Source organism: Streptomyces sp. MGP-BFMKR1, assembly GCF_057766585.1.
Genome location: NZ_CM173408.1, coordinates 7,934,052 through 7,955,264 on the forward strand (window position 1 = coordinate 7,934,052; position 21,213 = coordinate 7,955,264).

Annotated in this window: 17 protein-coding genes; 8 read left to right on the plus strand and 9 right to left on the minus strand. The window is 74.0% G+C overall.

The window, feature by feature from the left end:
- Positions 1 to 234: 234 nt before the first annotated feature.
- The 6 genes from AC3CHW_RS31690 to AC3CHW_RS31715 form a co-directional block, all read right to left on the minus strand.
- Positions 235 to 837, minus strand: coding sequence for a copper chaperone PCu(A)C (locus AC3CHW_RS31690; RefSeq protein ID WP_488468758.1), 603 nt, complete (start codon positions 835 to 837; stop codon positions 235 to 237).
- Positions 834 to 3,455, minus strand: a complete 2,622-nt coding sequence (locus tag AC3CHW_RS31695) for a heavy metal translocating P-type ATPase (RefSeq protein ID WP_488471235.1) — start codon at positions 3,453 to 3,455, stop codon at positions 834 to 836. Before AC3CHW_RS31695 ends, AC3CHW_RS31690 begins: the two co-directional genes overlap by 4 nt.
- A 41-nt stretch (positions 3,456 to 3,496) precedes the next feature.
- Positions 3,497 to 3,745, minus strand: coding sequence for a hypothetical protein (locus tag AC3CHW_RS31700; protein ID WP_176160407.1), 249 nt, complete (start codon positions 3,743 to 3,745; stop codon positions 3,497 to 3,499).
- Between the two features lie 514 nt (positions 3,746 to 4,259).
- A complete protein-coding gene (locus tag AC3CHW_RS31705; RefSeq protein ID WP_488468759.1) occupies positions 4,260 to 5,429 on the minus strand; it encodes a PP2C family protein-serine/threonine phosphatase in 1,170 nt (389 codons plus the stop codon).
- Positions 5,430 to 5,560: 131 nt separating this feature from the next.
- Entirely contained in the window at positions 5,561 to 7,039 is a 1,479-nt protein-coding gene (locus AC3CHW_RS31710; protein ID WP_488468760.1) for a DUF6114 domain-containing protein, read from the minus strand.
- Entirely contained in the window at positions 7,030 to 7,644 is a 615-nt protein-coding gene (locus tag AC3CHW_RS31715) for a DUF6230 family protein (RefSeq protein ID WP_232543890.1), read from the minus strand. The genes AC3CHW_RS31710 and AC3CHW_RS31715 overlap by 10 nt, the downstream gene beginning before the upstream one ends.
- A gap of 238 nt (positions 7,645 to 7,882) precedes the next feature.
- On the opposite strand from AC3CHW_RS31715, the gene AC3CHW_RS31720 reads away from it, so the two are divergent.
- The gene (locus AC3CHW_RS31720) at positions 7,883 to 8,539 is read left to right on the plus strand and encodes a TetR/AcrR family transcriptional regulator (RefSeq protein WP_398610177.1); all 657 of its coding nucleotides are present in this window, start codon (positions 7,883 to 7,885) and stop codon (positions 8,537 to 8,539) included.
- 106 nt (positions 8,540 to 8,645) lie between these two features.
- Here the strand turns inward: AC3CHW_RS31720 and AC3CHW_RS31725 are convergent, their stop codons facing one another.
- Positions 8,646 to 9,971, minus strand: coding sequence for a glycoside hydrolase family 18 protein (locus tag AC3CHW_RS31725; protein WP_488468761.1), 1,326 nt, complete (start codon positions 9,969 to 9,971; stop codon positions 8,646 to 8,648).
- Positions 9,972 to 10,301: 330 nt separating this feature from the next.
- Here AC3CHW_RS31725 and AC3CHW_RS31730 point away from each other — a divergent pair, with 330 nt between their 5' ends.
- Both AC3CHW_RS31730 and AC3CHW_RS31735 read left to right on the plus strand, forming a co-directional pair.
- Entirely contained in the window at positions 10,302 to 11,474 is a 1,173-nt protein-coding gene (locus AC3CHW_RS31730; RefSeq protein WP_398610175.1) for an acyl-CoA dehydrogenase family protein, read from the plus strand.
- A gap of 416 nt (positions 11,475 to 11,890) precedes the next feature.
- Complete coding sequence (locus AC3CHW_RS31735) at positions 11,891 to 12,790, plus strand: endonuclease/exonuclease/phosphatase family protein (RefSeq protein ID WP_488471236.1); 900 nt, start codon at positions 11,891 to 11,893, stop codon at positions 12,788 to 12,790.
- Positions 12,791 to 12,991: 201 nt separating this feature from the next.
- Here the strand turns inward: AC3CHW_RS31735 and AC3CHW_RS31740 are convergent, their stop codons facing one another.
- The gene (locus AC3CHW_RS31740) at positions 12,992 to 13,459 is read right to left on the minus strand and encodes a hypothetical protein (RefSeq protein ID WP_398610173.1); all 468 of its coding nucleotides are present in this window, start codon (positions 13,457 to 13,459) and stop codon (positions 12,992 to 12,994) included.
- 109 nt (positions 13,460 to 13,568) lie between these two features.
- On the opposite strand from AC3CHW_RS31740, the gene AC3CHW_RS31745 reads away from it, so the two are divergent.
- The 5 genes from AC3CHW_RS31745 (at position 13,569) to fxsA (ending at position 20,039) form a co-directional block, all read left to right on the plus strand.
- On the plus strand, positions 13,569 to 14,009 hold the full coding sequence (locus tag AC3CHW_RS31745; RefSeq protein ID WP_176160400.1) for an Lrp/AsnC family transcriptional regulator: 441 nt from the start codon (positions 13,569 to 13,571) through the stop codon (positions 14,007 to 14,009).
- A gap of 275 nt (positions 14,010 to 14,284) precedes the next feature.
- Complete coding sequence (locus AC3CHW_RS31750) at positions 14,285 to 15,952, plus strand: amidohydrolase (RefSeq protein WP_488468762.1); 1,668 nt, start codon at positions 14,285 to 14,287, stop codon at positions 15,950 to 15,952.
- A gap of 754 nt (positions 15,953 to 16,706) precedes the next feature.
- Entirely contained in the window at positions 16,707 to 18,578 is a 1,872-nt protein-coding gene (gene lnt, locus AC3CHW_RS31755) for an apolipoprotein N-acyltransferase (RefSeq protein ID WP_488468763.1), read from the plus strand.
- A complete protein-coding gene (locus AC3CHW_RS31760; protein ID WP_187061202.1) occupies positions 18,575 to 19,369 on the plus strand; it encodes a polyprenol monophosphomannose synthase in 795 nt (264 codons plus the stop codon). The genes lnt and AC3CHW_RS31760 overlap by 4 nt, the downstream gene beginning before the upstream one ends.
- Positions 19,370 to 19,430: 61 nt before the next feature.
- On the plus strand, positions 19,431 to 20,039 hold the full coding sequence (gene fxsA / locus AC3CHW_RS31765) for an FxsA family membrane protein (RefSeq protein ID WP_488468764.1): 609 nt from the start codon (positions 19,431 to 19,433) through the stop codon (positions 20,037 to 20,039).
- Between the two features lie 276 nt (positions 20,040 to 20,315).
- On the opposite strand, the gene AC3CHW_RS31770 is transcribed toward fxsA, so the two are convergent.
- Positions 20,316 to 20,690, minus strand: coding sequence for an RNA polymerase-binding protein RbpA (locus AC3CHW_RS31770; RefSeq protein WP_176160397.1), 375 nt, complete (start codon positions 20,688 to 20,690; stop codon positions 20,316 to 20,318).
- Positions 20,691 to 21,213: the final 523 nt, after the last annotated feature.

The following is a 21,213-nucleotide window of genomic DNA, read 5'->3' on the forward strand; positions in this document are numbered from 1 at the left end:
CCGCCCGACGCGTACGGCAAGTCCGTGCGGTCACCTGTCGCGTACGGCAAGTCCGTGCCGTCGCCCGACGCTTGCGACACGGCCGGCCCCTCAGACCCCCGAGGCACCCGGCCGTGGACGCCAGTGGGCCCCGCCACGAGTCGTGGCGGGGCCCTTGGGGCGCGCGCGGCGGAGGGGGAGTCGCCCGGAGCCGCTGCCCCCGTTCGCCGAGGGGCAGCGGATGCGCGCCGTGCTCTAGCTGCCCGGCCGCACCACCAGGGCGTTGACCCGCATCGGCTCGCTGTCGCGGAAGTGCAGGACGAACGGCACGCGCTCGCCCAGCCGCATCGGCGGCGGGTTCTCGACCATGACGTCGAGCCCGGTCGCCGACATCTCCAGCTTGCCCCCGGCGGGCAGCGAGGCCGCGGAGACCATCTGCATGGTGCCCACGCCGTTCTCGTGCACGTTGCGGCTGAGCATCACCCGACCGGCCTTCGCCGGCGTCGAGACGCGCACCAGCGCGTCGTCGGCGCCACCCTCGTTGGTCAGGTTGAACAGCGCGGCCGTCGCCTCCGGGTTGGACGGGAGCATGATGCGCGCGTCGACCAGGGTGGGTTCGGCCGGGCTGCCCGCCGCGCCGGACGCCGTCCACGCGGTGAGCGCGCCGAGCGTCACGGCGCAGGCGATGACCGGCGCGAGGACGGCGGTCAGCGCGCCCTTGTTGAGCGCGAGGCGCGACTTCCGGGGGGCGGGGCCCCCCGCGCCGGCGCCGGTCGCGCCCGTGGTCGGGTCAGCCGCGGTGGGCGCGCTGGGCTCGGGTGCGGCGTCGGTCGCCTCGGATACGGACTTCTCGCTCATGACTGCTCCGATGCGGCCGTGGCACGCGCGCGCGACCTGTTGGGACGGTTGCCCGCCGGCCGACCCCCGCCCGGCCTGGGATTGCTGGGCCGGGGGCGCCCCGGCGCTCCGGTGGACGAGGTGGGTTGCCAGCCGCGCAGCCGCAGGCTGTTGCCGACCACGATCACCGAGCTGGCGGACATCGCGGCGGCGGCCACCATCGGGTTGAGCCAGCCGACGGCCGCCAGCGGCAGGGTGACCGCGTTGTAGCCGAACGCCCAGGCCAGGTTGGAGCGCACCATGCCGAGCGTGCGCCGGGCCAGCCGTACGGCGTCCGGCAGCGCGCCCATGTCCTCGCGTACCAGCGTCACATCGGCCGCGCCGATCGCGGCGTCCGTACCGCCGCCCATGGCGATGCCCAGGTCGGCGTTGGCCAGCGCCGCCGCGTCGTTGACACCGTCGCCGATGACCGCGACCCGGTGGCCGTGCTCGCGCAACGAGCGCACCAGCTCGGCCTTGCCCTCGGGGGTGGCCCGGGCGTGCACCTCGGTGATGCCGAGCCGTTCGGCGACGGCCCGCGCGGTCGCCTCGCTGTCGCCGGTCGCCAGCACCGTGCGCAGGCCGAGGCGACGGAGGTGGTCCACCGCGCGGAAGGCGCCCGGACGCAGGCTGTCACCCAGCGCGAGGACGGCCTCCGGCGCGCCGTTCACGCGTACCAGCACCGCCGTGTGCCCGGTGCTCTCCGCCTCGCGTACGGCGTCGGCCAACTCCGCGGGCAGCGCGGCCTGACCGTCCTGGGGGGCGTCGTCGGCGGGCTCGGCGTCCGGACGGGAGACCGTCACCTGGTGTCCGTCCACGCGTCCGCTGACGCCGTGCCCCGCGGTCGCGGCGAAGCCGATGACCGCCGGCAGCCCGTCGCCCTCCGCGGCGTTGCGCCGCGCGTGGCTCACCACGGCGCGCCCGACCGGGTGCTCCGAGCCCTGTTCGACCGCGCCCGCCAGGCGTACGACGGTCGCCTCGTCCAGCCCCTCCGTACGGCAGGTGACCTGCGTGACGCCCATCTCGCCGATGGTCAGCGTGCCGGTCTTGTCCAGCACGACGGTGTCCACCCGGCGCAGCCCCTCCAGGGCCTGCGGGCCCTTGACGAGGATGCCGAGCTGGGCGCCGCGCCCGGTGGCGGCGAGCAGGGCGGTGGGGGTGGCGAGGCCGAGGGCGCACGGGCAGGCGACGACCAGGACCGCCACGGCGACGGTCACCGCCGCCTGCGGGTCGGCGCCGGCGCCGAGCCAGAAGCCGCAGACCGTGACGGCGATGGCCAGCACGACCGGCACGAAGATGCCGGCCACAGCGTCGGCCAGGCGCTGCGCCTTGGCCTTGCCGGCCTGCGCGTCCTCCACCAGGCGGGTGATGCGCGCCAGTTGGGTGTCGGCGCCCACGGCCTCGGCCCGTACCTCGAGCAGCCCGCCGGAGTTGACGGCGCCGCCCACGACCGCGGAGCCGGGGCTGACCTCGACCGGCGCGCTCTCGCCCGTCACCAGCGACATGTCCAGGGCGGAGCCGCCCTCGGTGACCACGCCGTCGGTGGCGACGCGCTCGCCCGGTCGTACGACGAACAGGTCGCCGACCCGCAACTGCTCGATGGGAATGCGCCGTTCGGCGCCGTCCACCCTTATGACCACGTTCTTGGCGGCCAGGTTGGCGAGCGCGCGCAGCGCGGAGCCGGTGCCGTGCCGTGCTCGCGCTTCCAACCACCGCCCGGTCAGCACGAACAGCGGTACGGCGACCGCCGCCTCCAGGTACACGTGCGGCGTGTCGCCCGAGGCGGAGGGCAGCAGCGTGAACGGCATCTCCATGCCCGGCTCGCCCGCGCCGCCGAAGAAGAGCGCGTACGTGGACCAGGAGAAGGCGGCGATGACGCCCAGCGAGACCAGCGTGTCCATGGTGGCCGCGCCGTGCCGCAGCCCGCGGGCCGCCCGTGCGTGGAAGGGCCACGAGCCCCAGGCGGCGACCGGCGTGGAGAGCACGAAGCACACCCACTGCCAGTTGCGGAACTGGAGGGCCGGGACCATCGAGATGACCAGCACCGGGATCGACAGCAGAGCCGTGATCAGCAGCCGGTCCCGCTCCTCGCGGGCGATGGCGGCCTTCTTCTTCTCCCGCTGGTCCTGCTGGTCCTGCGCGCCGTCGGCGCCCGGCTCCGCGTCGTCGTCGCCCGTGGCGCCGCGCCCGGCCGAGGTCGGCACCGGCTCGGCGGTGTACCCGGCCTTCTCGACGGTGGCCGTCAACTCGGCCACGGAGACGCCCGCCGGGTGGGTGATGTGGGCGCGTTCGGTGGCGAGGTTGACGGTGGCGGTGACGCCTTCGAGGCGGCCGAGGCGCTTTTCGACGCGGCCGACGCAGGCGGCGCAGGTCATGCCGCCGATGGCCAGCTCGGTGGTGTGGGTGGCGACGGGCCGCGGCGGGGGCGGCGGCTCGGCGGTGTAGCCGGCTCGTTCGACGGTGGCGATCAGCTCGGCGGTGGAGAGGGTCGCGGGGTGGGTGATGTGGGCGCGTTCGGTGGCGAGGTTGACGGTGGCGGTGACGCCTTCGAGGCGGCCGAGGCGCTTCTCGACGCGGCCGACACAGGCGGCGCAGGTCATGCCGCCGATGGTCAGCTCGGTGGTGACCGGGGCGGGCGTGGTCACTGGGCGCCTCCGACCACGGCCGGCACCCCGCCGACGGGCGCCGGCGAGACGACGCCCATCCCGTGGTTGTTCATCCCGCCCATGTCGCCCATGTCGCCGCCGGAACCTCCGTCGTCGGACCGGTGCAGGCCGGGGGCGACCGGGCCGGCTGCCGAGCCGACGGCGTACGCGATGCCGAACATGGCACCGAGCAACAGGACGAAGCCGGTGAGCATGAGCGCTGGACTGTACTGACGTGAGGTCATCGCCGCTCCAAGACGGACGAAGGCGGACAGGTGGGGAGTGGCACGTGCGCACCGGCGTGGAGCGGGCCGGGCGGCGTGCGGCGGGCGGAGCCGGGTTGGCGGGGTGGCACGGGCGCGAGGCGAGTCGGACGGGGGCGGACGACGGGCGCCGGAGGCCGGGTACGGGGCCCCGGGGCGGCCGGGGGTGGTGCTGGACGGACGGATGTGGCGGAGGGCACGGGCGGGCGGTAGGGGACGTCGGATGCGGTACGACAGTGGTGACGTCATCGTGACGCGGCATCATCGTGACACGGGTCCAGCCCATCTCGGCCCTGTTGATCCGGCCGCACGGCACGTGAGGTTTCTCCCGGCACGCGCCGGGAACTGGCGCCCGCGCGGAGCCGACTTCATAGGGATGACGGGGTCTGTACACGCCGCCGACGCGCTGTCGGCGTGCGGCGCGCGCCGGGCCACGGTCGCCGCCCTGACCTGGTCTGCACCAATGCCGGCGGGGTGCGGGCAGCGCGGCCGGCCGTCAGTCGCGGGCCGCCTCCAGCGCCCGCTGATCGGGCATCGCCAGCCGCTCCATGATCAACGCGGCGGCGTCGTCCTGCAGTTGGCCACCGGTGTGCGCGTCCAAATCCGCACGCAACCGGCTCAGCAACTCGGAGGTCGGCAGCGCCGCCCACCGGTGCAGCCGGGCCGCCAACGGATAGAACGAGCCATCCGCGCCGCGCGCCTCGGTCACCCCGTCGGTGCAGGCGAGCAGCCGGCACCCGGGCGGCAGCACGACCCGCTGGACGGCCCGGGGATGGTCGGCCAGCTCGCCGAGGCCCAGCGGCAACCCCGGCTCGGCCAGCTCGACCTCGCGTACGGCGTTGTCGGGCCCGATCACGTACGGCGCGACGTGGCCGCAGTCCACGACGAGCAGCGACATCGGCTCCTCCCGCGCCGCCGCGTCCGCAGGGGCCCCGGCGCCGCCGTCCGTGCCGAGGACCAGGGCCGTCACGAACCGCTCCTGCGCCTCCAGCGGCTCCCGCCCCTCACGGGAGGCGTTGTAGCGGGCCAGGCCCTGCTCCATGGCGAGCACGCCGCTGGTGAGGTTGCGGCGGTGGTAGGCGGCCTCGCGGAACGCGGTCAGCACGGCCGCGCCCGCGCCCAGCGTGCTCAGCCCCTTGCCGCGTACGTCGCCGATGAGCACGCGGGTGCCGTACGGGGTCTGCACCGCCTCGTACAGGTCGCCACCCACCAGGGCGTCCCGCTGCGAGGAGACGTAGAAGCCGTCGACGACGACGTCCTGGGTCCGCAGAGGGAGCTGGCGCAGGAGGGCCCGTTGCGCGGCCTCGCCGGTGGCGCGCTCGCGCTCCAGGAGTTCCTCGCGGTCGCGCAGCAGCCTGGCCACCGCGATGCTCGCGCCGACCATCAGCGCGTTGCTGAGGATCGCGCCGGCCCGGGCGACCGTCGGCACGCTGGAGGGCAGCACGCCGTAGATGACGGTCATGGCGACGAAGTCCAGGGCCCCGATGACGATCGCGTGGCGGTAGGCACACAGCGCGGCGGCGACCATCGGGGCCACCGCCGCGTACACGTCCAATCGCAGGTAGCGCGAGGTCAGCTCGTCGATGACGACGATCGTCACCAGGTACCCGAGCAGCAGGACGAAGAGGCCGTTGGTGAACCTCGGGGTTCGCAGTCGCCACGGCACTGTGGTGAGACCTCCCGGTGGGGCTGCGGATGGTCTCAGGCTGGCACGGACCCGTGCCACCGGCCACCGCACCGGGGCACCGGGGTGCGCCGCCGTGGAGCCCGGGCCGGACGCGCCCCGCCGGGCGCGTCTCAGGCGTGTGGGGTCAGGGTCAGTCCGTCGGTGGTGATCGAGTCGGCGGTCACGAGCGCCTGGTCGGCCTCGACGTCGGTGAGGAAGATCAGCGGCGGCACGAGCGGCGGCACCGGCAGCCGGTCCGGGGTGAAGGTCAGGCACAGCAGGCCCTCGACGCAGCCCTTGAACCGACTGAGGTAGAGCGTCACGTGGCCGGACAGCTCCAGCGAGTCGGCCCCCAGGTCCAGCTCGGGCGAGCCGTCGCGGGTCCGCATCCGGTAGTCGGTGAGCGAGGCGGCCCGCATCTTGAGCACCATCACCTTGAGCGGCCCGCGAGCGGTGGGCAACTCGGTCACGCCCGCCACGAGGAAGCCGTGCGGGGTGAACCGGGTGGTGGTGATGGTCGCGGGGGTGGCCGCCACCGGGAACCCTGGCCCGTCGGCCGCCGGCGCGCGCTCCCCGGGGCCGGCGGTCGGGACCGGTGTGGCGCCCCGCCGCGGCGCCGGTGCCAGCGCGGCGGTCAGCTCGCGCGGCGTCCGCCCGCCCACGGCCCCGGGCGGGCCGGTCCCGTCCGGGGCCGTGTGCGCGCCCGTCGCGGCGAGCGGGGCCGGGGCAGCGCCGCCGGGCAGTGGCGCGCCGCGCGCGGGGACCCCCACGGCGGCCAGCAGCGCGACGGCCGGCACCAGCGGCGCGAGCGCCCGCAGCGCCCCGCCGCCGCGCCGGCGCCGGGCGGACCTCGGCGCGCCGGCCGGGCCCGGGCCGGGCCCCTCCGCCCCGCCCGCGTCCGCCACCGCCCTGCCGCCGGCCCCCTCCGGTGGCGTCGGCGACCTCGGGCCTTCCGCCGCGCCGCGGGAGCCGGCGCCGTCGGCCGGGGCGTCCTCGCCTCGGGCATCGCGTCCAGCGCCCGGGTCACCGTACGGAGGGCCAGGGGCCGCCGCGTCGCCCGACGGGCCGCCCCGGCCCGGGTCGTCGGACTGCCCGGAGGGTGGCCCGGGCGGCGGGCCGGCCGGGGCCTGGGGCGCCTCGCGCGGCGTCCAGCCGAAGCCCATGGCGCTGCCGACGATGCCCAGCACCATGCCGATCAGGAAGCCACCGAGGTTGGTGGCGGCGAAGGAGAGTACGGAGAGCAGCAACGCGTTGATGCTCACGTAGTGCCGGGCGCGGGGCGCGAACCACAGGAACAGGCCCGCGACGACCAGCGCGATGCCGATGCCGATCGCCGCGATCCCACCGAGGCCGAGGCTGACGAGGACGGTCAGCGGCGACAGCGGGATGGCCATCAGTTCGAGCCCGCCGAGCACCAGCAGCAGGCCCGCCCAGAACGGCCGGGTGCGCCGCCAGCCACGGAAGGCCGCGCGCTGGCGGGGCAGCGGCAGCCCCTGGAGCGCGGCCCGGCACCGCGCGCGGGGGCCCGACGGGGTGGGCCGGGCCCCGACGGCGGTGCCGGTCGGCGCCCCACGTCGCGCCTCGCGCGCCCGGCCCCGGCTCAGAAGCACTTGTCGCCGCCCAGGCTGACGCCGAGCTTCAACCCCTTGAGCCGGAAGTTGCCGCCGGTGGCGGACCAGGCGTGCGACTTCACGTCGGCCACCTCGATGTTCCCGGCCTGGAGCCCGAACTTCCCCTTCTCCCCACGGATGCCGGGCGTCTCGTTGAGGGTGGAGGCGTCGCGGCCGAGCTCGACCGTGCCGAAGCGGGCGTCGCCGGCTAGGTCCTCCGCGTCGATGATCAGGTTGCTGGCGGTCACCTTGCCGGCGTCACCGCCCGCCGTCAGCTTGAAGGTCACCGTGCCGAGCGGCGTCTTGACCTCGGCGGCCTGGCAGATGTCGTTGAGGGTGGCCTGGTCGAGCCCCAGCAGCGAGACCGGGTGCCCCTTGCCGTCCAGGGAGCGGTCGGTCTCCACGTACGAGGCGAGCCCGTCGCTGGTCAGCTTGGACGAGGCGACCTGGAAGCTCGTGCCGGAGACGGCGAAGGACGCGGCCAGCACGCCCTGCGCCATCATGGTCGCCATCGCGCCGACCGCGAGCACCGCGGGCAACCCCACCACGGCCGTCCGCTTCCACGCTGTCCTGCCTTCCGGCAGCCGTTCCTGAGATGCCTTCACGGCGCCCTCCACAAGGAATGAGCCTCCCCGCGGGCAGCAGGGGAGGGGCGGCACGCGGTCGCGGGAGCGGTCGCGCGTCGGTACGGAGGCACTGCACTGCGGTCGGCGGCGAGCGGGTGCCCATGGCGGGGGCGTCTCCGAACGCGGCACGACGCAGCCGTGGTGAGAGCGATCCGCCATCCGGTGTCCCTCTGCCATACTGCGGAAGTCTCACGGCAGTTGGAGAGTAGGCGCGATTTTGAATAATAGTCAACGGGTCGGACGTGGGGCTTCCGAGACCGAGGGCGGCTCCGAGCGCTCCCAGGCGCGGCGGGCCGAACTCATCGCGACCGGACGCGGGTTGTTCGCCGACACCTCGTACGACGCCCTGTCGATGGACGACATCGCGCGCCACGCGGGGGTCGCCAAGGGGCTCATCTACTACTACTTCAAGAGCAAGCGCGGCTACTACCTCGCGATCATCGAGGAGTCCGTCGCCGAACTCGTCGCCCGCGCCGAGCGCACCCGGGACCTGCCGCCCGGCGAGCGGGTGCGCCAGACCATCGACGGTTACCTGCGCTACGCCCAGCACCACCAGGCCGCCTACCGGGCGATTGTCACCGGCGGCGTCGGCTTCGACTCCCAGGTGCTCGCCATCCGCGACGCGGTCCGGGAGCGGCTCATCTCGACCATCGGCGAGCTGGCGTGGGGCCTGAGCGAGCCGCCGGCGGTGGCCAGGCTCGCGCTGATCGGGTGGATGGCCGGCGTCGAGGGCGTCACCCTCGACTGGCTACAGCGCCCGGAGTTGGCCCGGGACGAGGTGCGCGCGCTGCTGGAGCGCGGGCTGCGGGACACCCTGTGCGCCATCGAGGCGTTCGCGCCCCAGTGCCCGGCCCCGACGGCGCCACCGCGGTAGGGGCGCGCCCGGGGCGCGCGAGCACGACGGAGGGCGGGAAGCCGGTGATCCGGCTTCCCGCCCTGTGACACGGGGGCCGCGGCGCGCCGCGGTCACCCGACGGTGGTTACCTGATGGCCTTGACCAGTTCGCCGCCCGAGGTGTCCCCGCTCAGCTCCCAGAAGAAGGTTCCACCCAGGCCCTGCTGGTTCTTGTAGTTCATCTTGCCGCCGATGGTGGCCGGGGTGTCGTAGCTCCACCACTGGTTGCCGCAGTGGGCGTACGCGGTGCCACCCACGGTGCCGTTGGCGGGGCAGCGGGTCTTGAGGTCCTTGTAGTCCTCGATGCCCTGCTCGTACTTGCCGGGCGCCGGGCCGGTCGCGGTGCCGCCCGGCTCCTTCTGGGTGACGCCGGTCCAGCCGCGGCCGTAGAAGCCGATGCCGAGCAGCAACTTGTCGGCCGGGATGCCGAAGCCCTTGAGCTTCTGGATCGCGGCGTCCGAGTTGAAGCCCTCCTTCGGGATGCCCGGGTAGGAGGTGAGCGGGGAGTGCGGGGCCGTCGGGCCCTTCGCGTCCCAGGCGCCGAAGAAGTCGTACGTCATCGGCATGATGTAGTCCGTGACGGCCGCCGCGGACTTGTAGTCGGCCGCCTCCAGCTTGCCGCCCTTGGAGGCGTCGGCCGAGATGGCGGCCGAGATCAGGTTGTTCTGCCCGAACTTCGACCGCAGCGCCGACAGCACCTTGGTCAGCGAGTCCTTGCCGCTGGTGTCGCAGGTCAGGCCGCAGGCGTTCGGGTACTCCCAGTCGATGTCGATGCCGTCGAAGACGTCGGCCCAGCGCGGGTCCTCGACCAGCTTGTAGCAGGAGTCGGCGAAGGCGGCCGGGTTCTGCGCGGCCTGCCCGAACCCGCCGGACCAGGTCCAACCGCCGAAGGACCAGATCACCTTGAGGTTGGGGTGCTTGGCCTTGAGCTTGCGGAGCTGGTTGAAGTTGCCGCGCAGCGGCTGGTCCCAGGTGTCGGCCTTGCCGTCGACGCTCTGGTCGGCGGTGTACGCCTTCTCGTAGTCGGCGTAGCTGTCGCCGATGGTGCACTTGCCACCCTGGACGTTGCCGAACGCGTAGTTGATGTGGGTCAGCTTGTTCGCGGCACCGGACGTCTCGATGTTCTTGACGTGGTAATTGCGCTGGTAGACGCCCCAGTTGGTGAAGTAGCCGACGACCTTGTTACCGGCGGCGGCCTTGGTGGGGGTGGTGGCGGGGGTGGTCTGCGGCGCCTGGTCACGCTGCGCGGTGACCGCGGACCCTGCCTGCTTCCCGCCCTGCGGGTCGCCCGAGGCGTCCGCGGTGGCCGGTCCCGCGCCGGTGAACAGCGTGCCGACCAGAACCGCGGCCGACGCGGCGAAGGCCGTGACCATCGCGGGGAGCCGGGTACGGGTGCGCTGTGATCTGACCATGGAGTCTCCTCGGTGGGGGAGAGGTGGGGGGATCAGTGCGAAGAACGCAGATTTGACATGAACGCGTTCTCTTCTGCGGGGAAACCGTAGAAGGACTAGACCACTGCGGTCAATGGTTCGGACCATTTCCCGCGTGACGGAACCTGATCGTCGACCGGTGACGTGGAGCCGCTGATCGGGCATACTCCAACCCGCTACAGCCGCAGGTCATCCCGGTTCGTAACCCGGCGAGGGAAGATCGGTTGAGCCGCACATTTCGGTGGAGCCGCCGTACCCGAGCGTCCTCGCCGCCGCGCCGATGAGCACCCCAACAGGGAGGAGAGCGCCGCCATGACCCATCCCGGCCCGCAGCCGGTGGAGCGACAGTTGCCCACCGAGGAGGCCCGTGACCTGCTTGCGCTGGTACGCGATCTGGCCGACCGCGAAATCCGGCCACAGGCGGCGGAAGAAGAGGACGCCGGGCACTTCCCGCGCGAGGTCTTCGCCCTGCTCTCCACCTCCGGCCTGCTCGGGCTCCCCTACCCGGAGGAGTACGGCGGCGGCAGCCAGCCCTACGAGGTCTACCTCCAGGTCCTGGAGGAGCTCGCGGCGGCCCGGCTCACCGTCGGCCTCGGCGTCAGCGTGCACACCCTGGCCTGCCACGCGCTCGCCGAGTTCGGCAGCAAGCAGCAGCGCACCGAGCACCTGCCCGTGATGCTCGGCGGTGGCGTGCTCGGCGCGTACTGCCTCTCCGAGCCGGCCTCCGGCTCCGACGCGGCCTCGCTGGTCACCCGTGCCGCGCGGACGGGCGACGACTGGACCATCGACGGCACCAAGGCGTGGATCACGCACGGCGGCGTCGCCGACTTCTACTCCGTCCTCGCCCGCACCGGCGACCAGGGCCCGCGCGGCATCACCGCCTTCCTGGTGCCCGGCGACACCGAGGGGCTCTCGGCCGCGGTGCCCGAGCGCAAGATGGGCATGAAGGGCTCGCCCACCGCCCAGGTCCACTTCGACGGCGTGCGGGTGGGCGACGAGCGGCGCATCGGCGACGAGGGGCAGGGCTTCTCGATCGCCCTCGCCGCGCTGGACGCCGGCCGCCTCGGCATCGCCGCCTGCGCCATCGGCGTCGCCCAGGCCGCCCTCGACGAGGGCCTGCGCTACACCGCCGAGCGCCAGCAGTTCGGCCGCCCGATCGCCGACTTCCAGGGCCTGCGCTTCATGCTGGCCGACATGGCCACCCAGATCGAGGCGGGCCGCTCGCTGTACCTGACGGCCGCCCGGCTGCGCGACGCGGGCCGGCCGTTCTCCAAGGAGGCGGCGATGGCCAAGCTGTTCTGTACGGACACCGCGATGCGCGTGACCACCGACGCGGTGCAACTCCTCGGCGGCTACGGCTACACGCTCGACTTCCCCGTCGAGCGCTACATGCGCGAGTCCAAGGTGCTCCAGATCGTCGAGGGCACCAACCAGATCCAACGCATGGTCATCGCCCGCCAGATCGCGGGCCGCGAGTCCCGCTGACCCACCCGCGCCAGCGCTCGCCGCCACCAGCGGCGGCGACAGCCCGCGGCGCACCGTCTCGGCGCGGCACCCCGGACGCGGGGTGCCGCGCCGTTCGCCGTTCAACGGACCGTGGGGCGCCCGTGCGCCCCTCCCGGGCCCGTGCCGCGCCAACGGCAGCCGTGGCCGTCCGCGCGGGGGCGTGCGGGGGCGCGTGGCGGCGTACCCCGGGGGAGTCACCGGCCGTTCGCGCCCCCGGCGTCCGCATGCCACGCGCGGCACACCGGTCGCCCGCACACTTCGCTGTGCCCAGGCCGTGCCTGGCCAGGTGTGCGTAGCAATCGACCACTGGAGCAACCATGACCGATTCCCCCGCCGTCGCCCCCACCGCACCGACCGCCCCCGCCGAGGCGACCGGATTCAGCCGCCGCGACGGAATGCGCGCGGCGGCAGCCGCCGCCCTGGCCCTCCCCCTGACCGCCGGCGTCGCCCACGCCGCCACCCCGTCGGCCGCCGCCCCGGCGACGGCCGCGGCCCCGGCAGCCCCCGGCAGCAGCGCCAGCCAGCTACGCGCCATGACGTTCAACCTGCGCTATGCCTCGGACACCCGCCCCAACTCCTGGGCCGAACGCCGCCCCGTCATGCGCACGCTTCTCCGCCGCGAGCGCCCGCACCTGCTCGGCACCCAGGAGGGCGTGTACTCCCAGATCCGGGACATCGCACAGGACTTGGGGCCGCGCTACGACTGGGTCGGCACCGGCCGTGAGGGCGGCAGCCGGGGCGAGTTCATGGCCGTCTTCTACGACACCCAGCGGCTGGCCCCGCTGGAGTACGACCACTTCTGGCTGTCCGGCACGCCGTACGTGATCGGCTCCAACACCTGGGGCAACGCGGTCGTGCGCATGGCCACCTGGGTGCGCTTCCGTGATCTGCGTAGCGGTGGCCAGTTCTACGCCCTCAACACCCACTTCGACCACCGCAACCAGAGCGCGCGCGAGCGCTCCGCCGACCTGATCGCCGAGCGGCTGCGCGGCCTCGACCCGGCCGTGCCGCGCATCGTCACCGGCGACTTCAACGTACCGGCGCACCAGAACCCGGTCTGCGACACGCTGCTGGGCTCGGGCGGCCTCGTGGACACCTGGGACCGCGCCGAGGAGCGCGGGAAGCTGTACGCGACCTTCCACGGCTACCGGCCGCTGGTCCCGGACGGCGAGCGCATCGACTGGATCCTCACCTCGCCGGGCATCCACACCAGCTACGCCTCGATCAACACCTTCTCGCTCGACGGACAGTTCCCGAGCGACCACCTGCCGGTGCAGGCCCAGCTCGAGCTGTGACGAGCCGTCAGGCGCCGCGGCTCGAGCTGTGACGAGACGTCAGGCGCCGCGCTGGACGGCGGCTGACCGGTCGTGACCGGGGCTGACGGGGCCGGCCGGGGCGATGTGCCGCGGGCGGCCCACCGCCGCTCGCCGCGGGCACCGGGGCGAAGGTGAGGTCGGGCGCTGACGGGGCGGACCCCGGGGCGCCCGACCGAGGCGCTAGTGTCCGCGCGTCGGCTGGCGCGGCACCTGCACCGGACGGGAGGCGTGGCCGCCGATGTGCGAGAACGGCTGCGTCCTCCAGTCCAGGCTCTCCGGAAGGGTCAGGAGCAGCGCCGCGTCCTGCTCCTGGGAACCCGAGGCGTCGTCGGCGGGGACCGCGTCGGCGACGCCACGGCCGGTGCCCGGGCAGACCGTGAGCCCGAACGGGTTCCACGGGGACGGGCACAGCGCGTGCTCGGGCAGCACGTCCTCGTCGGCGAGCAGGGCAATGGGGCGTGCGCAGTCCGGGCACGTCACCCGGAACATCTCGTACGTCTCGTAGACATCGCTCTCGCCACTGTCCAGGCGTTCAAGACCGGGCATGGTGTTTCTCCCCCTCGGGTCAGGTCGACAAGGCGACAAGGCAGCCTCGACCACAGCAAGCATTTCCCGTCCGGCGGTGGCGGTAATCGCCGGCGCGCCCATGCCCCTGCCCCCTGGCTGTGGCATTCGTCACATGCCCCGTGCAGGTGCGGCGCGCGCCCGGGTGCTCGTCGGCTGTGCCTCAACGCCCGCTACCCCATAGGGTGACGGGGTGGAGGAGTTGGACAGACAGATCGTGGAACTGCTCGTCAATGACGGGCGCATGAGCTACACCGACCTGGGCAAGGCCACCGGCCTGTCCACCTCGGCGGTGCACCAGCGGGTCCGACGCCTGGAACAGCGCGGTGTCATCCGTGGCTACGCCGCCGTCGTGGACCCCGAGGCCGTCGGGCTGCCGCTGACGGCCTTCATCTCGGTCAAACCCTTCGACCCCAGCGCGCCCGACGACATCGCCGACCGGCTCGCCGAGGTCCCGCAGATCGAGGCGTGCCACAGCGTGGCGGGCGACGAGAACTACATCCTCAAGGTGCGCGTCGAGACCCCGCTCGAACTGGAGCACCTCCTGACCCGCATCCGCTCGCTGGCCGGCGTCTCCACCCGCACCACGGTCGTGCTGTCCACGCCGTACGAGGCCCGCCCGCCCCGCATCTGATCGCACCTGACCCGCCGGCCGCGCGAGCGCCCGGCGGCGCCCCGGGCCCGGCCAGGCCGAGCGCCCCACCAGCCGACCCGGCGTGCGCGCCGCGGGCGCCGGACGCGTCCGCGCGCCCGCGGCGCACCCCGGTGCCCCGGCGCGCGGCCCACCCCCGGCGCGGGAGCCGAACCGGGCCCGGCGACACTGACACCCTGGCGCCGGCTCGCGGGGGAGTGACCTCCCCGGCGCGCCACCGCCGTCCACCCGACGAACGACACCGCGAGGCGAACCCCGTGAGCGACCTCATCCCCGCCGCAGGCCCCAGCGCCGGCATCCCGCCGACCGAGGGCGGCACCGTGCTGCTGCGCGGCGGCACCGTGCACAGCCCCGCCGACCCCTTCGCGACGGCGATGGTCGTCGAGCGCGGCAGCGTCGCCTGGGTCGGCTCCGAGGGCGCGGCCGACTCCTTCGCCGACGGCGTCGACGAGGTCATCGACCTCGCCGGCGCGCTCGTCACGCCCGCGTTCACGGACGCACACGTGCACACCACCGCCACCGGGCTCGCCCGCACCGGCCTCGACCTCACCGCGGCCTCGACCCTGACCGAGGCGCTCGATCTGGTGCGCGCCCACGCCGCGGCGCACCCCGGCGACGCGGTGCTGCTCGGCCACGGCTGGGACTCCTCCCGCTGGCCCGAAGGGCGCGCCCCCTCCCGTACGGAGCTGGACCAGGCCACCGGCGGCCGGCCGCTCTACCTCACCCGCGTGGACGTGCACTCCGCCGTCGCGACCACCGCCCTGCTCGACCGCGTCGGCGACCTGACCGGGCGCGCCGGCTACCAGGGCGACGCGCCGCTGACCGCCGACGCCCACCACGCGGTCCGCGCAGCGGCGTTCGCGAACGTGACCGACTCCCAGCGGGCCGACGCACAGCGCGCCGCGCTCCGGCGGGCCGCCGCGCTCGGCATCGGCACCCTCCACGAGTGCGCGGGCCCCGACATCTCCAGCGAGGCCGACCTGACCGGCCTGCTGGGCATCGCCGCCCAGACGGCGGGCCCCCGCGTCATCGGTTACTGGGCCGAGGCCGCGAGCAGCGCCCGCGACCTGGAGAAGGTGCGCGAACTGGGCGCCGTCGGCGCCGCCGGCGACCTCTTCGTGGACGGCGCGCTCGGCTCCCACACGGCCTGCCTGCACGCGCCGTACGCCGACGCCCCGCCCAGCACCGGGACCCAGTACCTGGACCCGACCGCCATCGCCACGCACGTCGCGCTGTGCACCGAGGCCGGGTTGCAGGCCGGTTTCCACGCCATCGGCGACGCCGCCGTCTCGGCCGTCATCGCCGGGGTGCGCACCGCCGCGGAGAAGGTCGGGCTCGCCCGTGTCCGCGCCGCCAGGCACCGGGTCGAGCACGCCGAGATGCTCACCCCGGAGACCATCGCCGCGTTCGCCGAACTGGGTCTGACCGCCTCCGTCCAGCCCGCCTTCGACGCCGCCTGGGGCGGCGAGGACGGCATGTACGCCCAGCGGCTCGGCGTCGAGCGGGCCCGCACGCTCAACCCGTACGCGGCCCTGCTGCGCGCCGGAGTGCCGCTGGCCCTCGGCTCGGACAGCCCCGTCACGCCGCTCGACCCGTGGGGCACCGTGCGCGCCGCCGCCTTCCACCGCACGCCCGAGCACCGGGTCTCGGTACGGGCCGCGTTCACCGCTCACACCCGGGGCGGCTGGCGGGCCGCCCGCCGCGACGACGCGGGCGTCCTGGTCCCCGGCGCACCGGCCGACCTGGCCGTCTGGCAGCACGGCGAACTCGTCGTGCAGGTCCCCGACGAGCGGGTCGCCAACTGGTCCACCGACCCCCGCTCCGGCACCCCGGGCCTGCCCGACCTCACGCCGGGGCTGCCGCTGCCGGTGTGCGTGCGCACGATGGTCGGCGGGCGCACCGTCTACGAGCGGCCGAACGAGTGACACGGTCGCGTCGCGTACCGCCGAACGATGTGCCATCGGCCTGTCGACCAACTCCGGCACCCTCCGTACTGACCTGCTGATTTGGCGCAACGCCGCAGGTGGCACGGCTGTTGACAGGAAGCGGGAGCCGGCGGGTAGTTTCGGCCGGGTCCACCACAGGACGTCCGGCCGGGGATGGGTTCTCCACGCAGTCGTCGAGCGCCGCTGGGCCATGGGGTGGCGAGCCGCACCGGTTCGTCGCCCATGGGAGCCAGGTCCAGCGCACGGGGGCGGGGGAGGCGCTCATCGGGTCGGCAGGTGCGACCCGGGTGGGGCCCGGACGCTCAGTAGACAACGGCTCTCGGTCGACCCGCAGCCAGCGGGCCCCAGGTCGGCCCGAAGGGCGACGGGCCCCTATCCGCACCCCACGCACCACCTCCAGGCGCCCGCCTCGGGCCACCCTTACGCCCCAGCCCCGCGCACCACTCCCTGGCGCCCGCCTCGGGCCACCCGGCGCCCCAGCCCCACTCGCCGGCCCGCGCGCCCGCGCCGCGCCCCGGTCGTCTCCTCGCTGGCCGTCAGGCCCTCTCGCGGCCCGTAGCGCCCCAGCGCCCCGCACCGCCCCCCCGCCCCGGGCCACCCGCCTCCGCCGGGCCGTGGCGGGGCCCGGGCACGCCGGACGTCGCACACCCGTTACGCACCCAGCGGGCCGCTCGTGGTGGCTCGCGGTATACCGTCACTTCACCACAGCTCGACCTGCAGGAAGGCCGCGACGTTGCACCCCGGTTCCGACACCTCCGCTGGTGCCACCGCCAGCGGTGAGGCAGCCGACGCGCCGGTCAGTAGACCAGCCGAGCCGCCGACAGCCGCCCCCGAGCCCGCCGCGGCGCCGAGCGCCGAGCCCGCCGTCCGGGCCACCCGCCGCCAACGCGTGGCGCGCTGGTGCCGCCGCGAGGCGCGGCGCACCGCGCTGGCCGCGGCCAGCGGGCTCGCCCTCGGCTTCGCCTTCCCGCCGTACGACCTGTGGCCCCTCTCGCTCCTCGCCGTCGCGGCCCTCGCGCTGCTCACCCGGGGCCGGACGGCCCGCCAGGGGGCGTGGACCGGGTTCGCCTTCGGGCTGCCGTTCTTCGTGCTGCTGCTGAAGTGGCTGGACGTCGTCGGCTGGGACGCGGTCATCGGCCTCTCGCTGGCCGAGTCGCTGTTCTTCGTCCCGCTCGGCGCTGGCCTCGCCCTGACCTCCAGGCTGCCCGGCTGGCCGCTGTGGGCGGCCTGCCTGTGGGTGGCCGAGGAGTGGGCCAGGGACCGGCTGCCGTTCGGCGGTTTCCCCTGGGGGCGGCTGGCGTTCGCGAACACCGGCTCGCCGTTCACGCCGCTGGCCGCGCTCGGTGGCGCGCCGCTGGTGACCTTCGGCGTCGCCCTGGCCAGCACGCTGCTCGCAGCCGCCGTCGTCGCCCTGTGGCGGGTGTACGCGCTCGCCGGCGGCCGTGCCGCGACGGCCCCCGGAACCACGCCGAGCACCGCGGCCAACGCCCCGCTGGGTGCCGATCCCGCCGCGCCGGCGGACGCGGCCGGGAGCGAGGCGGACGAGGACGCCGGGGCGACCCCCGAGCCCGCGCCGGCCGCGCGGCCCAGCGGCCCCCGGCTGCTGCGCGGCGCGCTGCCGGCCGTCGAGGCCATCGCCCTGGCCGGCGCGGTGACGCTGGCCGGGTTCCTGGTGCCGGTGCCCACCGACGCCGACGACACCGTGAACATCGCGGTCGTGCAGGGCAACGTGCAGCAGCCGGGGATGGACTTCCTCGGCCGCCCGATGAAGATCCTCAACAACCACGTCGAGGCGACCCTACGACTGGCCGAGGATGTCAAGGCGGGCCGCAAGCCCCAGCCGGACCTGGTGATCTGGCCGGAGAACGCCTCCGACCTCGACCCGTACAAGTACCGCGAGGCGTACGCGCGCATCGACCTGGCGGTGAAGTCGATCGGCGTTCCCGTCCTGGTCGGGGCCCTGGTGGACCACCCGACCAAGGAGGGTTACGTCGAGAACCAGGGCATCGTCTGGGACCCCAGGACCGGCCCCGGCGCCTCGTACACCAAGCAGCACCCGGTGCCGTTCGGCGAGTACGTGCCCTTCCGCGACCAGCTCAGCAAGGTCATCTCGCGGCTCGACCGGGTTCCCCGGGACTTCTACCCGGGCGACCACTCCGGGGTCATGCAGGTCGGCCCGGCCAAGCTGGGGGACGTGATCTGCTTCGAGGTCGCCTACGACGAGATCGTGCGCGACACGGTCAACGCCGGGGCCCGGGCGCTGGTGATCCAGACGAACAACGCCACGTACGGTCGCAGCGGCCAGCCCGAGCAGCAACTCGTGATGTCCAGGCTGCGCGCCATCGAGCACGGTCGGGCCGTGGTCACCGCGGCGCCGAGCGGAATTAGCGCCGTGGTCGCCCCCGATGGGACTATTGAGCAGCGCACCAAGGAATTCACCCAGGACGTGCTCAGCGCTCGGATTCCCCTGCGCGACGACATCACCGTCGCCGATCGGATCGGCGCGGTGCCCGAGTGGGTGCTCGCTATGGTGGGCGTTCTGTCCTGCGCCGCCGCGATCATGGTGAGCCGGCGAGGACGTACGGACGAGAAGGGGATGCAGTGAACGACGGCGTTGAGGTTGTGCGTGGCGAGACTCAGGAGAGGAAGTACGGTCCGCTCGGCACGACCTTGGTGATCATTCCGACCTACAACGAGGCGGAGAACATCAAGCCGATCGTGGAACGGGTGCGCAAGGCCGTCCCCGACGCACACGTGCTCGTCGCCGACGACAACAGCCCCGACGGCACCGGCAAGATCGCCGACGAGATCGCCGGCCAGGACGAGCAGGTGCACGTCCTGCACCGCAAGGGCAAGGAAGGTCTCGGCGCCGCCTATCTGGCGGGCTTCCGCTGGGGGATCGAGCACGACTACGGCGTCCTGGTCGAGATGGACGCGGACGGCTCACACCAGCCCGAGGAGTTGCCCCGGCTGCTGACCGCCCTCGGCGGGGCCGACCTGGTCCTCGGCTCGCGCTGGGTGCCGGGCGGGCGCGTGGTGAACTGGCCGAAGTTCCGCGAGCTGATCTCCCGGGGCGGCAGCACCTACTCGCGGCTGCTGCTCGACGTCCCGATCCGCGACGTCACCGGCGGTTTCCGGGCCTTCCGCCGGGAGACCCTGGAGGGCCTGGGCATGGACGCCGTCGCCTCGCAGGGCTACTGCTTCCAGGTCGACCTGGCCTGGCGTGCCGTCAAGGCCGGCTTCCACGTCGTGGAGGTGCCCATCACCTTCGTGGACCGGGAGCACGGCGACAGCAAGATGAGCCGCGACATCCTGGTCGAGGCCCTGTGGCGGGTGACCGCCTGGGGCGTGGGCTCCCGGGTGAACCGGGTGACCGGCCGCAAGCAGCAGCCCTAGCGTCGGCGTACGACGACACCGCACCGGCACACTCTCGACACGGCGCAGGCACACTGAAGACATGACGTTCGGCGCACCTCAATCACCGCACCCCCGACCGCAGGGACAGCGCTCGCGGGCCCGGCGGATCGTTCCCCTCGCCCTCGCGGCCTGGCTGGTCCTGGAAATCTGGCTGCTCGTTCTGGTCGCGGACGCTTCGAGCCCCCTGGCCGTGCTGGCGCTCCTGGTGGTCGGGGCCGTGCTGGGTGGCTATGTCATCAAGCGGGCCGGGCGCCGGGCGTGGCAGACGCTGACCGCCGGGCTGCGGCCCGGCGCCGGCGCCCCCGACGACGACCCGACCGCCGGACTGGGCAACGGGCTGCTCATGCTCGGCGGGCTGCTGCTGATGCTGCCCGGCCTGGTCTCGGACGTGCTCGGGCTGGTGCTCCTCCTGCCGCCGGTGCGCGCCCTGCTCGGCCGCCGCGCCGAGCGCGCGCTGTCCCGTCGCATCGGGTACGCCACGAGCTCGCTCGGCGACGCCTTCCAGCAGGCGGGGCGGGGTCAGACCTACCGGCCCGGCGGCGACAAGGTGGTGCCGGGCGAGGTCATCCGCGACGACGAGCCGCCGAGGGCCGACGGTCCCGGTGACGAGCGCGGCCCGGGTCGCCAGGACCCGCCGCTGCCGCGCTGACGGGCGCCGCCGCCGCACGGGGCCATCAGGACCGTGCGGCGGCGTGCTCCGTAGCGGCGTAGCGGCCGGCGCGGGCCGTGAACCGGCTGCCTTCCACGCTGGCCCCGCCCGTCCCGGCCGTCGGCCGACCGGCCGCCTCGCGGCGGAGTACGCCGAGGGCAGGGTGGGTCGGGAGCGGGCGAGACGACGAACGGAGGCCGGGGCCACTGCTCAGCAGTGGCCCCGGCCTCCGTCGTGTGCTGCCTTGCGCGCCGGGCGGGCCCGGCGCCTCGTCCGTCAGGCGGACTTGCGGTTGTCCCGCGGGTGCACGGCAATGTTCATGGCGCCGGAGCGCAGGACGGCCAGCCGTTCGGCCAGCACTTCCTCCAACTCCTCGCGAGTGCGTCGCTCCATGAGCATGTCCCAGTGCGTACGCGCAGGCTTGCCCTTCTTCTCCTCAGGCCCTTCGCCATCCACCAGGAGCGCCTGGGCGCCGCACGCCTTGCACTCCCACTCCGGCGGAATCTCCGCCTCTACCGAGAAGGGCATCTCGAATCGATGTCCGTTCTGGCATGCGTACTCCACCGCCTGGCGCGGGGCCAGATCGATGCCGCGGTCGGTCTCGTAGCTGGTCACCACGAGTCGCGTGCCGCGGAGAGCTCGCTCACTCATGAATCGTGCCTCCCGGGCTTTGTCGCCCACAGGACAGGTGTCGCTGTCGTCGTCATCCGTTCAACGTCCGGTCGGCGGTGAAGATTCCCGTAGTGGGACATGCGTCGCCCGTCGTGCCGCCCCGTTGTTCTACCCACCGGCGCCCGGTTTGTCACATCTGACAGTAGATGTCACCCAGCGTTTGCCGTCCTTTAGCGCGCAGTAACGGTCCGCCTGGTAGGTCGAGGGCGTACACTACTCGCCCTCATGCGTCAGCTCTAAATCCGGTCCACTGTGCGGTCAGAAATTGACGTTCACTGATCGAGGGTCTAGCCCTTTCGTACCCTAGTGCGCCCTCTCCTATCCTGGACGCGTCAAGACGTCCGATGGTTGCCAGCGGGACCGGTGCTGGTCCGTGCCGCGTCACCTTCCGGGCCTCCGGCGCCCTCCGCCAACTCACTCCGCTGTGCCGGCCCGGCGCGCTCCGCGCGCTCCGGCGCGGGGGCGTCCGCAGTCGCGTCCGGCTGCCTCGCGGGACCGGCGT

Coding starts and splice junctions, on each gene's coding strand:
- AC3CHW_RS31730 (WP_398610175.1), top strand. CDS start 10,302: ATGACCCATCCCGGCCCGCAGCCGGTGGAGCGACAGTTGCCCACCGAG.
- AC3CHW_RS31700 (WP_176160407.1), bottom strand. CDS start 3,745: ATGACCTCACGTCAGTACAGTCCAGCGCTCATGCTCACCGGCTTCGTC.
- AC3CHW_RS31725 (WP_488468761.1), bottom strand. CDS start 9,971: ATGGTCAGATCACAGCGCACCCGTACCCGGCTCCCCGCGATGGTCACG.
- AC3CHW_RS31735 (WP_488471236.1), top strand. CDS start 11,891: ATGCGCGCGGCGGCAGCCGCCGCCCTGGCCCTCCCCCTGACCGCCGGC.
- AC3CHW_RS31695 (WP_488471235.1), bottom strand. CDS start 3,455: ATGACCTGCGCCGCCTGTGTCGGCCGCGTCGAGAAGCGCCTCGGCCGC.
- fxsA (WP_488468764.1), top strand. CDS start 19,431: ATGACGTTCGGCGCACCTCAATCACCGCACCCCCGACCGCAGGGACAG.
- AC3CHW_RS31740 (WP_398610173.1), bottom strand. CDS start 13,459: ATGGGCGCGCCGGCGATTACCGCCACCGCCGGACGGGAAATGCTTGCT.
- AC3CHW_RS31770 (WP_176160397.1), bottom strand. CDS start 20,690: ATGAGTGAGCGAGCTCTCCGCGGCACGCGACTCGTGGTGACCAGCTAC.
- AC3CHW_RS31690 (WP_488468758.1), bottom strand. CDS start 837: ATGAGCGAGAAGTCCGTATCCGAGGCGACCGACGCCGCACCCGAGCCC.